Annotated in this window: 8 protein-coding genes and 4 pseudogenes; 8 read left to right on the top strand and 4 right to left on the bottom strand. The window is 72.4% G+C overall.

Features of this window, described 5'->3' with window-relative positions; all coding sequences use genetic code 11:
• The first annotated feature begins 15 nt into the window (after positions 1 to 15).
• The 4 genes and pseudogenes from ACIGYR_RS02655 to ACIGYR_RS02670 all read left to right on the top strand — a co-directional run bounded on the left by ACIGYR_RS02655 (position 16) and on the right by ACIGYR_RS02670 (position 5,096).
• Positions 16 to 1,622, top strand: a pseudogene (locus ACIGYR_RS02655) (discoidin domain-containing protein).
• A gap of 150 nt (positions 1,623 to 1,772) precedes the next feature.
• Complete coding sequence (locus ACIGYR_RS02660; protein WP_399604170.1) at positions 1,773 to 1,988, top strand: hypothetical protein; 216 nt, start codon at positions 1,773 to 1,775, stop codon at positions 1,986 to 1,988.
• 144 nt (positions 1,989 to 2,132) lie between these two features.
• On the top strand, positions 2,133 to 4,181 hold the full coding sequence (locus ACIGYR_RS02665) for a phosphocholine-specific phospholipase C (RefSeq protein ID WP_399604167.1): 2,049 nt from the start codon (positions 2,133 to 2,135) through the stop codon (positions 4,179 to 4,181).
• Positions 4,182 to 4,247: 66 nt separating this feature from the next.
• Positions 4,248 to 5,096 carry a phospholipid scramblase-related protein gene (locus ACIGYR_RS02670; protein WP_399604163.1) on the top strand — a complete coding sequence of 283 codons (849 nt, stop codon included), beginning with the start codon at positions 4,248 to 4,250 and terminating at the stop codon, positions 5,094 to 5,096.
• Positions 5,097 to 5,178: 82 nt separating this feature from the next.
• Here the strand turns inward: ACIGYR_RS02670 and ACIGYR_RS02675 are convergent, their stop codons facing one another.
• Together ACIGYR_RS02675 and ACIGYR_RS02680 are read right to left on the bottom strand one after the other, a co-directional pair.
• Complete coding sequence (locus tag ACIGYR_RS02675) at positions 5,179 to 6,150, bottom strand: hypothetical protein (RefSeq protein ID WP_399605410.1); 972 nt, start codon at positions 6,148 to 6,150, stop codon at positions 5,179 to 5,181.
• Positions 6,147 to 6,947: a phosphatase PAP2 family protein gene (locus tag ACIGYR_RS02680; protein WP_391841981.1), complete on the bottom strand. Its 801-nt coding sequence runs from the start codon at positions 6,945 to 6,947 to the stop codon at positions 6,147 to 6,149. Before ACIGYR_RS02680 ends, ACIGYR_RS02675 begins: the two co-directional genes overlap by 4 nt.
• A 198-nt stretch (positions 6,948 to 7,145) precedes the next feature.
• On the opposite strand from ACIGYR_RS02680, the gene ACIGYR_RS02685 reads away from it, so the two are divergent.
• Positions 7,146 to 7,760, top strand: a complete 615-nt coding sequence (locus ACIGYR_RS02685) for a TetR/AcrR family transcriptional regulator C-terminal ligand-binding domain-containing protein (RefSeq protein ID WP_391841983.1) — start codon at positions 7,146 to 7,148, stop codon at positions 7,758 to 7,760.
• A 222-nt stretch (positions 7,761 to 7,982) separates the two neighbouring features.
• Here the strand turns inward: ACIGYR_RS02685 and ACIGYR_RS02690 are convergent, their stop codons facing one another.
• Together ACIGYR_RS02690 and ACIGYR_RS02695 are read right to left on the bottom strand one after the other, a co-directional pair.
• Entirely contained in the window at positions 7,983 to 9,035 is a 1,053-nt protein-coding gene (locus tag ACIGYR_RS02690) for a DUF2510 domain-containing protein (RefSeq protein ID WP_399605407.1), read from the bottom strand.
• A gap of 221 nt (positions 9,036 to 9,256) precedes the next feature.
• A pseudogene (locus tag ACIGYR_RS02695) lies at positions 9,257 to 9,538 on the bottom strand (dienelactone hydrolase family protein); the annotation flags it as partial.
• A 255-nt stretch (positions 9,539 to 9,793) separates the two neighbouring features.
• On the opposite strand from ACIGYR_RS02695, the pseudogene ACIGYR_RS02700 reads away from it, so the two are divergent.
• From ACIGYR_RS02700 to ACIGYR_RS02710, 3 genes and pseudogenes are all read left to right on the top strand, one after another.
• Positions 9,794 to 12,478: pseudogene (locus ACIGYR_RS02700) on the top strand (ATP-binding protein).
• Between the two features lie 248 nt (positions 12,479 to 12,726).
• A pseudogene (locus ACIGYR_RS02705) lies at positions 12,727 to 12,831 on the top strand (MarR family transcriptional regulator); the annotation flags it as partial.
• A 307-nt stretch (positions 12,832 to 13,138) separates the two neighbouring features.
• A complete protein-coding gene (locus tag ACIGYR_RS02710) occupies positions 13,139 to 14,329 on the top strand; it encodes a zinc-dependent alcohol dehydrogenase (protein WP_391841990.1) in 1,191 nt (396 codons plus the stop codon).
• The last annotated feature ends 11 nt before the right edge of the window (positions 14,330 to 14,340 follow it).

Below are 14,340 nucleotides of genomic sequence, written 5' to 3' on the forward strand. Positions count from 1 at the left end.
CGAAGGGATCAGCACATGCACAGCAGCACCGCCAGACACGTCAGGCGCATGCCGGCCATCGGGGCGGTCGTCGCCCTCGCCGCCGGAATGCCCGTCATCCTCGCCCCGGCCGCCCACGCGGCGGCGGGGGCCACGCTCCCCTTCACCTCCGTGGAGGCCGAGTCGGCGTCGAGCAACGGGACCAGGATCGGCCCCGACCAGACGCAGGGCACCCTCGCCTCGGAGGCGTCGGGCCGGCAGGCCGTCCGGCTGACGTCCGGGCAGCGGGTGGAGTTCACCGTGCCGCGCGCGTCCAACGCCGTGAACGTCGCCTACAGCGTCCCGGACGGACAGGCCGGTTCGCTCAGCGTGTACGTCAACGGCACCAAGCTCGCCAGGACGCTCCCGGTGACGTCCACGTACTCCTACATCGACACCGGCTGGATCGCCGGCGCCAAGACGCACCACTTCTACGACAACGCCCGGCTGTTGCTCGGGCAGAACGTCCAGGCCTCCGCAACAACTTCCTGCGCAACCAGGGCGACGACTCCCTGGCCATGTGGTCGCTGTACGCCCCGGACACCGACTCCAGCTTCGAGAACAACACCATCTCGCAGCCCAACCTGGCCAACGGCATCGCCGTCTACGGCGGCACCGACATCGCCGTGCGGAACAACCTGATCTCCGACACCAACGCCCTCGGCAGCGGTATCGCCATCTCCAACCAGAAGTTCCTCGACCCCTTCTCGCCGCTGGCGGGCACCATCACGGTCGACGGCAACACACTGGTGCGCACCGGCGCGATCAACCCCAACTGGGGGCACGCCATGGGCGCCCTGCGCGTGGACTCCTACGACAGCGCCGTCAACGCGACCGTCGACATCACCAACACCACGATCACCGACAGCCCCTACAGCGCCTTCGAGTTCGTCTCCGGCGGCGGGCACGGGTACGCCGTCAGGAACGTGAACGTGACCGGGGCGACCGTGCGGAACACGGGCACGGTCGTGGTCCAGGCCGAGGCGCAGGGCGCGGCCACCTTCAAGAACGTCACCGCCACCCAGGTCGGGGCATCCGGCGTGTACAACTGCCCCTACCCCGCGAACTCGGGTTCCTTCACCCTCACCGACGGCGGCGGCAACTCCGGCTGGTCCAGCACCTGGTCGGACTGCTCCAGTTGGCCGCAGCCGGGCCAGGGCACCCCCGCCCCCGATCCCGGCCGCAACCTCGCCAAGGGCCGCCCGGCCACCGCGACCGGTTCCCAGGACGTCTACACGCCGGGCAAGGCGGTCGACGGCGACGCCAACTCCTACTGGGAGTCCGCCAACAACGCCTTCCCGCAGTCCCTGACGGTCGACCTCGGCCAGTCCTACGCCGTGCGCCGCCTGGTGCTGAAGCTGCCGCCGTCCGCGGCCTGGGGAGCCCGCACCCAGACCGTCACCGTGCTCGGCAGCACCGACGGCTCGAACTACTCCACGGTGGCCGGCGCCCAGGGCTACCGCTTCGACCCGGCCACCGGCAACACCGCGACGGTGTCGCTGCCGAGCACCTCCGCTCTGCGCTATCTGCGACTGAGCGTCAGCGCCAACACGGGCTGGCCGGCAGGGCAGCTGAGCGAGGTGGAGGCGTACCTGACCAGCTGAGACGGCCTCCTTCCGGGCCCCGGACCACCCGTCCGGGGCCCGATGCCGTACGCAGCCGTAGGCCGAAATGCTGTGGGTAGATGTCGCTTTGCTGCGGTGATGGACGTTTTTCGCGAAAGTTCCGGCTTTCGTGCCGGTTTCGTGCGCGCGTTGCCTCACGCTCGATACTTCCAGTGGATCAACAAGATCGTCATCCTCCGGGACGGTGCCGACCAGGTCATCGAACGCTCGGTCCGTTGCATAGCCATGGACCCCCGCGTCCACGTCCTCACCCGCGTCCTCACCGGGAACCCCGTCCATCTCGTCCAGACGGCCGAGGAAGTCATCCAGGCCGAGGAGGAGGAGAAGCGCGCCGCCGAGCGCTGAGTGCCCCGCACCGCACGGACCGCCGAGTTTCACATGGGCGCCACCGGACCCTTCCCTGACGTTTGCTGCTCTTGGAACACTCGCTCCGCGCAGATTCCGTCAACTGACGGCATCAGTCACGTCAGGACGAGAGGATCCTCACTCATGACCGAAGTCAACCGGCGGCGCTTCCTCCAGCTCGCGGGTGCCACGACGGCGTTCTCGGCGCTGGCCGGGAGCATCCAGCGCGCGGCGGCCCTGCCCGCCCACTACAGCACCGGATCGGTGGACGATGTCGAGCACATCGTCGTCCTGATGCAGGAAAACCGTTCCTTCGACCACTACTTCGGTTCGCTCCGAGGAGTCCGGGGCTTCGGAGACCCCCGTCCGGTCACGCAGAACGGCAGGTCCGTCTGGAAGCAGTCCGACGGCACGAAGGACATCCTCCCCTTCCACCCGGACGCCGACGACCTGGGTCTGGCCTTCATCCAGGACCTCCCGCACGGCTGGAGCGACACGCACACCGCCTTCAACAACGGCAAGTACGACAAGTGGGTGCCCGCCAAGGGCTCGACGACGATGGCGTACCTGACGCGGGACGACATCCCCTTCCACTACGCCCTGGCGGACGCCTTCACCATCTGCGACGCCTACCACTGCTCCTTCATGGGCTCCACCGACCCCAACCGCTACTACATGTGGACGGGCTACGTCGGCAACGACGGCAAGGGCGGCGGCCCGGTTCTCGGCAACGACGAGAAGGGCTACGGCTGGACGACGTACCCCGAGCGCCTGGAGCAGGCCGGGGTCTCCTGGAAGATCTACCAGGACATCGGCGACGGCCTGGACGCGAACGGTTCCTGGGGCTGGATCTCTGACGCCTACCGCGGCAACTACGGCGACAACTCGCTCCTCTACTTCAACCAGTACCGGGGCGCGAAGCCCGGCGACCCGCTCTACGACAAGGCGCGCACCGGCACCGACGCCCGCAAGGGCGAGGGCTTCTTCGACCAGCTGAAGGCGGACGTCCAGGCGGGCAAGCTGCCCCAGGTCTCCTGGGTCGTCGCCCCCGAGGCGTTCACCGAGCACCCCAACTGGCCCGCCAACTACGGCGCCTGGTACGTCTCCCAGGTCCTGGACGCGCTCACCTCCAACCCCGACGTGTGGGGCAGGACGGCCCTGTTCATCACCTACGACGAGAACGACGGCTTCTTCGACCACGTCGTCCCGCCCTACCCGCCGGCCTCCGCCGCCCAGGGCAGGTCGACGGTGGACCCCGCGCTGGACCTGTTCAAGGGCGACAGCGCCCATGCCGCCGGCCCCTACGGACTCGGCCAGCGGGTGCCGATGCTCGTGGTCTCCCCGTGGAGCAAGGGCGGCTACGTCTGCTCCGAGACCCTCGACCACACCTCGATCATCCGGTTCATCGAGCGTCGCTTCGGTGTCCAGGAGCCGAACATCTCGCCCTGGCGGCGCGCCATATGCGGCGACCTGACCGGCGCCTTCGACTTCTCCCGCCAGGACACCGCACCCGTCGCGCTGCCCTCCACGGCCGGCTACGCGCCGCCGGACCACAGCCGCCACCCGGACTACGTGCCCAAGCCGCCCGCCAAGGGGACCCTGCCCAAGCAGGAGGCGGGCAGCCGGCCCACCCGCCCGCTGAAGTACGCCCCGGTGGTGGACGGTTCGGCGGACACCGCGGCCGGCAAGTTCACGCTCACGTTCGCCTCGGGGGCGAACGCGGGCGCGGCGTTCCTCGTCACGTCCAACAGCCGTACCGACGGCCCCTGGACGTACACCACCGAGGCCGGGAAGACCCTCTCGGACACCTGGAACTCGGTCTACTCCGGCGGCAACTACGACCTCGCCGTGCACGGCCCCAACGGCTTCCTGCGCGTCTTCAAGGGCCGCAACAAGGTCGCCGGCCCCGAGGTCACCGCCCGGCACACGGGCGACGACGTCACACTCACCTTCACCAACAAGGGTTCCGACACCGTCCAGTTGAAGCTGGTCAACGGCTACGGCGGCGGCACGGTCACGGTGACCGTACGGCCCGGCGCGACCGTGCAGCAGACCGTCGCTCTCGCGGCGAGCAAGCGCTGGTACGACCTGACCGTGACCTCCGACGCCGACCCGGCCTTTCTGCGCGGCTTCGCCGGGCACGTGGAGAACGGTCTCGCCGGCGTCAGCGACCCGGCGATCGTCACGGGGTGAACGGGCGATGAACACCGCTCCGTGCGGACTGGTCAGGTACTGGTCACATCAAGGTAGTGTGCCCCGGTGACCACGCAATCGAACACTCCTGCAGGCTGGTACCCGGACCCGCACGGGGCGTCCCAGACGCTCCGCTACTGGGACGGCTCGCAGTGGACCGAGCACACCAACCCGGCCCAGCAGCCCGCCGGGCAGGTTCCGCCGCAGCAGGCCCCGGCCCAGCAGGCCGCCTTCCCGCAGCAGCAGACCGGCGACGCCAAGGTGCAGCGGCAGGTGCAGCAGCAGGCCGGTGTCGCCGCCGGCGGTCCCGGCGGCGGCACCCTCTTCACCGAGCCCGTCCTGGTCGTGAACCAGAAGGCCAAGCTGATCGAGCTGACCAACGAGTACAAGGTCATGGATCAGAACGGCCGGGAGATCGGCTCGGTCACCCAGGTCGGTCAGGGTGTGCTCAAGAAGATCCTGCGCTTCGTCTCCAGCCTCGACCAGTTCATGACCCACAGGCTGGAGATCCGCGACGCCTACGGCCAGCCGCAGCTGCTGCTGACCCGTCCCGCGAAGATCTTCAAGTCCCGGGTGATCGTGACCCGTCCGGACGGCTCGCCGGTCGGCGAGATCGTCCAGAAGAACATGATCGGCAAGATCAACTTCGCGATGACGGCGAACGGCCAGCAGGTCGGCGCGATCAAGGCGGAGAACTGGCGGGCCTGGAACTTCGCGATCGTCGACCACGCGGACAACGAGGTCGCCCGGATCACCAAGACCTGGGAGGGCCTCGCCAAGACGCTCTTCACGACCGCGGACAACTACGTCCTGCAGATCCACTACCAGCTGCCCGAGCCGCTGCTGAGCCTCGTGGTGGCGACGGCGCTGACGGTCGACACCGCGCTGAAGCAGGACGCGCGCGGCTGGGGCTGACCGACGGCCCCTTCGCCCCGGTACGGCGACGGCGGCCGGTGCGCGGATGTCCTCCGCGCACCGGCCGCCGCCGCATGGGGTCTCACAGCGCCGTCAGATGGCCGGGCTGTTCCGGCTGCCGGGGCACGAGCACCGGTTCGGCCGCCGCCGTACCGGGCTCCAGCGCCAGCACCGCCGCCACCGGGTGCTGCTCGTGCCGGTCGTGCTCCTCGCCTCGCTCCCCGTGCCCTGATGCGGGGGCCGTCCGGCTGAGCAGCACCACGCCCCACGAGGCGAGCCCCGCACCGGCCAGGGCCAGCAGCACCCCGCCGGCACCGCCCTGGAGGCCCTGTCCCAGCAGGGTGAGGCCGATCACCGCGGCGGCCACCGGGTTGGCGAGGGTGACCACCGCCAACGGGGCGCCGAGGCCGCCGCGGTAGGCCGTCTGCGACAGCAGCAGCCCGCCGACGGCGAACGCGGCGACGAGCAGGGCGACCACGATCACCTCGGTGCTCAGCGCCGGTCCGGAGCGGTCCGTGGCCGCCACGGTCACCGTCTGGGTGAGCGCGGAGGCGACCCCGGAGGCGAAGCCGGCCGCGGTCGCGTGCCGGAGGCCCGGCCGGGCGCCGGGCCGGGACAGCAGGCCGATCGCGGCAGCCGTCGTACCCGCGACCGCCAGGGCCTCGGTCAGTGACAGCACCCGGGCGGGGGCCGGACCGGAGGCGGTGACCAGCAGCGCGGCCAGCCCGAGCAGCGTGAGCGCCGTACCGCGCCACTCCACGGCGCTGACCCGCCGCCCGGCCGCCCGCGCGCCCAGCGGCACCGCCGCGACCAGCGTGAGCGCGCCCAGCGGCTGTACGACGGTCAGCGAGCCGTACTTCAGGGCGACGACGTGCAGCAGCGCGGCGGCGGCGTTCAGTCCGACCGCCGACCACCACGCGCCGGTGCCCAGCAGCCGCAGCAGACCGGTGCCGGCGCTGTGCGAGGCGAGGCGTTCCTGGGCGACGGCGGCCAGCGCGTAGGCGACGGCAGACACGAGGGACAGGCCGAGGGCGGCCAGGACGGCGGCGCTCATCGGCCCGCTCCCACCAGGACGGGCTCGCGCGTGACCGGCCGGCCGACGGCTCGACCCGCCGTGCCGGCCGTGCGCCGCGGCGGATGGATGAGCGCGAGGGCGACACCGAGCATGGCCGTCGCCACGATCGCGTCGAGCCAGTAGTGGTTCGCGGTGCCCACGATCACCACCAGGGTGATCAGCGGGTGCAGCGACCACAGCCACCGCCACCGCGACCGGCCGGCGGCGATCAGGCCGATCGCCACCATCAGTGCCCAGCCGAAGTGCAGCGAGGGCATCGCCGCGAACTGGTTGGAGAGGTGGTCGCTGGACGGCGGCCCGTACACGGACGGGCCGTAGATCCGCGCCGTGTCCACCAGGCCCGTCCCGGTCAGCATCCGCGGCGGGGCCAGCGGGAAGGTGAACGGCAGGACCAGGGCGGCCGTGGTGACGACCGCGAGCACCCGGCGGGCCCACACGTAGTGCGCGGGCCGGCGCAGGTAGAGCCAGACCAGGAAGGCGAGCGTGGCCGGGAAGTGGACGGTCGCGTAGTAGGTGTTCGCCAGATGGACGAGGGTGTCGCCGTGCAGCAGTGCGGACTGCACGGCGTTCTCGTGGGGGAGGTGCACGGTCCGCTCCAGGTGCCACACACGGCGGGCGTTGTGGAAGGCGTTCCCGGTGTGGCCGGTGGCCAACTGGCGGCCGAGTTTGTAGACCAGGAAGAGTCCGGCGACCAGCAGGAACTCACGTATCAGAGGCGGGCGTGCCGGGATCTCCGGTTGCGCTCCCGCCTCCGCAGGCTCGGTTCGGGCATTCATCCCCCGGCCCCTTCGCTGACGGTGGTGCGTGTGGTGGTGCGTCCTGTGGTGCGAGCGAGCCCCGGTACGGAACAGCGCCTCATCGATACGTTGCCGTACCGATACGCCAGTGTACCGATACGATGGAGTACCGGTACACTTGCGTATCGATTGATGTGCGCCACACTGGACACAGGCACGAGTGAGGGGAAGCAGCGCATGACGTCGCAGGCCGCGGACGAACCGGACACGGTCGTCGCCTCGCGCCGCTCCAAGATCACGCCGGAGCGTGAGCGGGAGTTCTTCGACGCCGTGCTGGAACAGATCCGCGAGTGCGGCTACGACTCCGTCACCATGGAGGGCGTCGCCGCCAGCACCCGGTGCAGCAAGTCCACGCTCTACCGGCAGTGGAAGACCAAGCCGCAGTTCGTCGCCGCGGCGCTGCGCGCCAGCCGCCGGGTGCGGTTCGCCGGCATCGACACCGGGTCGCTCGCCGAGGACCTGCGCCAGGCGGCGCGGGCCGCGGGCGACTGGTCCGGCAAGGACACGCGGCTGCTCCAGGCGCTGGGGCACGCGGTGACGTCGGACCAGGAACTGGCCCAGGCGCTGCGCGAGGCGCTGGTCCACCCGGAGATCGCCGCGCTGGAGGAGATGCTCGACCGAGGGGTGGCCCGGGGCGAGGTTCCCGCGGGGCACCCCGCGCTGGAGTACATCCCCGCCATGATGTTCGGCGTCCTGCGGGTGCGGCCGGTGCTCAACGGCCAGTACGCCGACGCCGACTACCTCGTCCGCTTCGTGGAGGCCGTCGTACTGCCCGCACTCGGACTGAGATGAGACCCAGGCCGCCGTTCACGGGATGACTGAACGGTGACCTGCCCGCGCCGCACCGTGGGGACGGGGGCGGCGCGCACCCCCCGGGGGGGGGGGGGGGGGGGGGGGGGGGGGGGGGGGGGGCCCCCCCCGCCCCCCCCCGGGGGGGGGGGGGGGCGCCCCCCCCCCCCGGGGGGGGGGGGCCCCCCCGGGGGGGGGGGCCCCCCCCCCCCCCCCGACCGTGTCTCAGACGTCCTGGCCGCTCCCGCCGCCGGACGAGACCTTGATGCCCTTGAGGATCTCGTCGACGACGGACAGCTTCTGTCCGACGTCCACGCCGAAGCGGACCACCACGAACTGCTCGGGATCGTTGGGTGAGGGAAAGGCGACGGACTCGACATAGCCGTCGGCGCCCTCGCTGGTGACCGCCTTCCAGCGCACCAGGTAGCCCTTCTGCCCGGCCACCGTCACCGCCTCGGAGGCCAGCACCTGGTGCGAGGTGATGCTGCCGTAGGTCGTGCCGCCGTACGACTGCTTGGCGTTGGCGGCGATGTCCGCCTTCGCGACCGCCTCCGCCGTGTCGTCCTTGATGCCCAGTGCCACCGCCGGAGCGGTGTAGGCGCCGCCCGCGGTGCATGTCTTGGCCGCGTTGCCCGGGCACTTGTAGGAGGTGTCGGACGTCACCTGCGCGCCGACGCTGATCGGCTCCCCGGTCCAGCCCTGCGGCACCGGCAGGCTGATGCCGTTGACCGGGTCCGGTACCGAGCCGCCGCCCTTGACCTTCGGCGCCTCGGACCGGCCCGGGGACGGCGCGCCCCCGCCCGAGCCGCCGGACCCGCCCGAGCCCCCTGAACCGCCGGAGCCTCCGCCGGACCCGCCGAACGGCGCGCCCCCGCCGCCGTCACGACCCTGCTGCGAGCCCGCGCGGTCCCCGCTGCCGCCGTCGTCCTTGGAGAGGGCGTACACGCCGACCCCGATGCTCGCCAGTACCGCGGCCGTCACCGCGACGGCTATGCCCGTGCGCAGCCCGCGCCGGGGCCGGGCCGCGGGCTCGGCTGGATACCCCGGATGTCCGGCGTACCCGGGCTGCGCGCCGTACCCCGCGGCAGCCGCGGGGTACGGGCCGGCCGGTTGAGCCGGCTGGGGAGCGGTCTGTGCCGGGGGACCCCACGGGGCGGCCGCGCCGGCGGGGCGGGTCCGGTCCGTCCATGCCTTGCCGTCCCACCAGCGCTCGGTGGGGGGACCGTCGTTCGTCTGCCCGGGGTCGGGGTACCACCCGGGGGGAGTCACCTGCGTCATGCCCCCACCGTATGAGGCGACGGTGAAAGCGGGATGAGAGGATCCGCCGCCAACCGTGCGGACCGGGACATTTCACCGGGGATTTCTCCGAGTACGCCGTCCACGGCCGCCGTCCACGTCTCCCGAGGCACTGATCGATCGGCGTCGGCTCCCACCACTGTCACCGGGAGATCGCGGACCCCGGAGCCATGTATGCCGGGTTCGGTTTCCGGGCCGGAGCCTCAGCTGGTGGCCAGGGTGCGGCCGAGGAGGGGCAGCAGGCGGTCCCCATGGCGTTGCAGCGCTGCAGGGTCGAAGGCGTCGGTGTCGGACATGGCGAAGCCGTGGACGGTGCCGGGGTAGATCTCGCAGGTGTGGCCGACACCCGCGGCATCCAGCGCCTGGTTGAGCTCGCCGAGGGCCTCGGGCGTCATGTCGCCTTCGGCGTGGCCGAGGTGGATCTGGGCCGTTCCGTGCGGACTCTGCGCCGCATCGACGTCTCCGGGCCTCTCCGAAGTGCCCCGTGCGGGCCTGTGCCGCCTCGACCTCTCCGAGCCTCTCCGAAGTGCCTCCGGCGCTCCCCCCGCACTCGCCCCCGGCGGCCTCACCCCAGGCGCGGTTGACGCTCCGTCCGCTGGTCGGGCCGCGGGCGGTGTCGCCTGCCCGCACCCTCCTTCACCCGGCCGGGCAACAGCTGCCGCGACCGGCCACCACAGGACCGGCCGGACGGCTACGCTCGGTGTCTGTACGTCATTCGGGCGACCTGGGGAGGTAACGGGATGACGGAGGGACGGCCCCCGACGGTCGGCTCGGCTCCCCTGTGGGAGCGGGACGCCGAGATCGCCGTCGTCGCACAGGCACTCGACGCCCTGTGCGCGGACCAGACGTCCGCGGGCAGCGTGCTGGTCCTGCGCGGCGAGGCGGGGCTGGGCAAGACCGCGCTCCTGGCCGAGACCCGCCGTATCGCCGAACGCCGTGGCTGCACCGTCTGGTCCGCCCGCGGCGCCGAGACACTGAAATCCGTCCCGTTCCACGTCGTACGGCAGCTGCTCCAGCCGGCGCTGCTGTCCTTACTGCCCGAGGAGGCCCGCGAGTACCTCGGCGACTGGTACGAGATCGCCGGCCCCGCCCTCGGCATAACCGACCCGCAGGAGGGCAGCGCCGACCCGCAGTACGTCTGCGACGGACTCGTCGCGGCGGTGCGCCGGCTCGCCCGCCGCGAATGGCCGCTGGTGCTGCTCCTCGACGACGCGCACTGGGCGGACCAGGAAACCCTGCGCTGGCTCGCCGCGTTCGCCGAACGCCTGGACGACGTGTCCGTCCTCGTCGTGGTCGCCCGCCGTCCCGGAGACGCCGGCGCGGACAGCGCCCGCCTGCTCGACGCGGTGGCCGAGGCCGCGGGCCGTCCCGTCAACAACCTCAGCGCCCTCACCCCGGACGCCACCGCCGGGCTCACCCGCGCCACCCTCGGCCGGCACGCCGACGACGCGTTCTGCCGCGAGGTCTGGGCCGTCACCGGCGGCAATCCCTACGACACCGTCGAACTCCTCGCCAAGGTGCAGTCCAGCGAGCTTCAGCCCGTCGAGGCCCAGGCCGGGGAACTGCGCGCGCTCAACCGCGAGGCCCGCGGCGGCGGACTGGTCGACCGGCTCAAGGGACTCGGTCTGGAGGCCACCCGGTTCGCCTGGGCCGCCGCCATCCTCGGCACCGGCATCACCGTCGACATGGTCGCCCGTCTCGCCACCATGAACGACGAGCTGGCCCGGCACTGCGCCGAACTCCTCTGCGACGGCCGCATCCTCACCGCGCCCGACCCGTCCGCCGGCGCCGAACGGGACGCGGAAGAGCTGGAGTTCGTCCACCCGCTCATCGCCACCGCCGTCTACCACTCCATCCCGCCCGGCGTGTGCACCGCGATGCACGGCGTCGCCGCGCAGATCATCACCGAGCTGGGCCGCGGTGCCGCCGAGGCCGCGCGGCACCTGCTGAAGGTGCACCCGGACGACGACGAGGAACTCGTCGAGCAGCTGCGCGAAGCCGCCCGCGAACACCTCGCCGTCGGCGCGCCGGACGCGGCCCGCCGCTGCCTGGAACGCGCGCTGGAGGAGCCGCCCCGGCCCGAGGTGCACGCGCACGTCCTGTACGAACTGGGCTGCGCCACCCTCCTGACCAACCCCGCGGGCACCATAGACTAGTTGCAGAGCGCGCTCGGCATGTCCGGCCTCGACGGGGACGACCGGGTCGACGCCGTCGTCCGCCTCTCCCAGGCGCTGCTCCACAACGACCAGCTGGAGGAGGCCGTTCGCACGGTCGAGGCCGAAGCCGCCCGGCACGAGGCGGGCTCCGTCCGGATGCGGCTGCAGGCGTTCCAGTTCATGTGGGAGGGCATCCACGGCGAGACCGTCTCCCCGGCCCGCTCCCGGCGGCTGGCCGAGCTGGCGAGCACCTGCACCGGCCGCGACAACGCCGAACGCGCCCTGCTCATCCTGCGCGGCTTCGACGCCATGACCCACGGCGAGAGCGCCGACGTGGTCATCGAACTGTGCGACCGCGCCCTCGTCAACGGCCGCCTCGCGCCCGGCCTCGGCTGGACCGACCCCGAGTGGGGCATGGAACTGCTGATGATGCTCGGCAGCGCGTACGCCTACGCCGACCGGCTCGACCGCGCGGAAAGCCTGTTCGCCGAGGCCCGGCGCGTCTACACCTCGGCCGGCTGGCGCGGCGGCCATCTCTCCCTGGCCAACGCCTTCCTCGGGCTCGCCTACCGCAGACAGGGCCGGTTGCGCGACGCCGAGTCCACCCTGCGCGAGGGCCTGGTCCTCGCCGAACGGGTCGGCCGCCGCCTGCCGTTGTACTGGTCGTCCACCTGCGGCCTGGTCGACACCCTGCTGGCGCGCGGGCGGGTCGCGGAGGCGTGGTCGGTCGCCGAACAGTACGGTTTCGCGCCGCCGTACCCGTCCACCATCGTGCTGCCCGACATCCGCTCCGTACGCGGCCGGCTGCTGCTCGCCGTCGGCCGTACCGAGGAGGGCGTCAACGAACTGGAGGCCGCCGAGAAGACCGCCGCCTCCCGCGGCGGTCACAACCCGGTCCTCGCACCCTGGTCCGTCGACCTGGCCAAGGCCCTCGCCGGGCAGGACCCGGCCCGTGCCGCCCAGCTCGCGGCCGACGCCCGCCGGCAGGCCGAGCGGTTCGGCACGGACACCGCCATCGGCGAGGCATTGCGCTGCGCCGCCGCCCTGGAGACGGGGCAGCGCGCGGTACAGCTCGCCGCCCGCGCCGTGACGTACCTGGAGGCATCGCCCTGCCAGTTCGAACACGCGGCGGCCCGCGTCGAGTACGGCATCGCCGCCCGCTCGATCGCGGAACTCAACCGGGGCCTCGACCTCGCCCGCGCCTGCGGCGCGGAGGGTCTGGTGGCCCAGGCACGGGAGGTGCTGGAGACGGGGCGGGGCCTGCACTGACCCGCCGTCGGCCGCCCGGCGCACGACCGCCGAACCGGCGCCGCCGCACGGTCGTCGCCACATCGCCGCCACGGGGCGCCGGTTGTCGGCCCGGGGGCCGGCGGCACATGCCGGGTCCCGTCGTAGCCCACCCCCCGTCGGACGCCCGGGGCCTGGAGACGGCACCCCGGCGTCCCGTCGGCGACGGACTCGCACGGGCTGATCCCGCGGGCCGGACCACCCGAAGTCCTGGAAGCGGGCGGTGAACGCTGTCCGCCGAGGAACAGGCCCTGTTCCTCGATCTGATCCGCAGGGTCGCGGACGCGGCCGAGGACCTGCGCAACCCGGCCGAGCCGACGGCCGCCCTGGGCTGATCGCACCCGTACGGGCGCCGCCCCCACATGACCCGGTTCCCTCCCGGCGCCGGCTTCTCGCAGTGCGGGCTTCGTCCGGGGCGGCTTCCTGGCGCCGGTACGCGTCCTTGCCGGTACGACGAGCACGGGTGCGCTCCCCGGGCTCGTCGCCGGCCACACCCGGTCGCCGCCGGTCCGGCGGGGGCCGGGGTTCGACGGTGGCGGGCACGGGTACCCGGCGGCCACCCACCGGACGCGCGGCGGGCACGGGCACCCGGACGCCACCGCACACGGGACGCAGTCGCACGTGAGCAAGGGAGCGCGATCCATGAAGGCAGTCACCTGGCAGGGCAAGCGGGACGTCCGGGTGGAGGACGTGCCCGATCCACGGATCGAGGAACCCACGGACGCCGTCATCCGCGTCACGTCCACCGGGCTGTGCGGCTCCGACCTGCATCTGTACGAGGTACTCACCCCGTTCATGACCCCGGGTGACATCCTCGGCCACGAACCCATGGGGATCGTGGAGGAGGTCGGCTCCGAGGTGACCGACCTGCGGCCCGGCGACCGTGTCGTGGTTCCGTTCCAGATCGCCTGCGGGCACTGCTTCATGTGCGACACCGGGCTGCCCACCCAGTGCGAGACCACGCAGGTCACCGGCGAGGGCATGGGGGCCGCCCTGTTCGGCTACACCCGCCTGTACGGTGCTGTGCCCGGCGGCCAGGCCGAGTATCTGCGCGTTCCGCAGGCGCAGTTCGGACCGATCAAGGTGCCCGAGGGTCCGGCGGACGACCGGTTCGTCTACCTCTCCGACGTGCTGCCCACCGCCTGGCAGGCCGTCGAGTACGCCGCCGTCCCGCCCGGCGGCACCCTCGCCGTCCTGGGGCTCGGCCCCATCGGCGACATGGCCTGCCGGATCGCCAAGGCCCGCGGCGCCGAACGGGTCTTCGGCGTCGACCTGGTCCCGGAGCGGCTCGCCCGGGCGAACCGGCGCGGTGTGGAGACGTACGACCTCAGGGCCTTCGACAGCGAGAAGGCGCTGGTCCACGCGATCCAGGACGAGACCGGCGGCCGGGGCCCGGACGCCGTGATCGACGCGGTCGGCACCGAGGCCCACGGCAGCCACGCCGCCAAGCTCATCCAGCAGACCGCCGCGCTGATGCCGCGCAAGCTCAGCGGCCCGCTCGCCGAACGCTTCAGCGTCGACCGGATGGGCGCCCTCTACATGGCGATCGATCTGGTCCGCCGCGGCGGCACCATCTCGCTCAGCGGGGTCTACGGCGGCATGTCCGACCCGATGCCGATGCTCACCCTCTTCGACAAGCAGATCCAGCTGCGCATGGGCCAGGCCAACGTCCGCCGCTGGGCCGATCGGATCATGCCCTACCTGACGGACGAGGATCCGCTCGGCGTGGAGGACTTCGCCACCCACCGGCTGCCGCTGGCGGAGGCACCGCACGCGTACGAGATGTTCCAGCGCAAGCAGGACGGCGCCGTCAAGATCCTCATGCAGCCGTAGCCGCTGCGGCC

Origin of the sequence: Streptomyces sp. NPDC053076 (assembly GCF_044546845.1) — a bacterium.
Classification (GTDB): Bacteria; Actinomycetota; Actinomycetes; order Streptomycetales; family Streptomycetaceae; genus Streptomyces.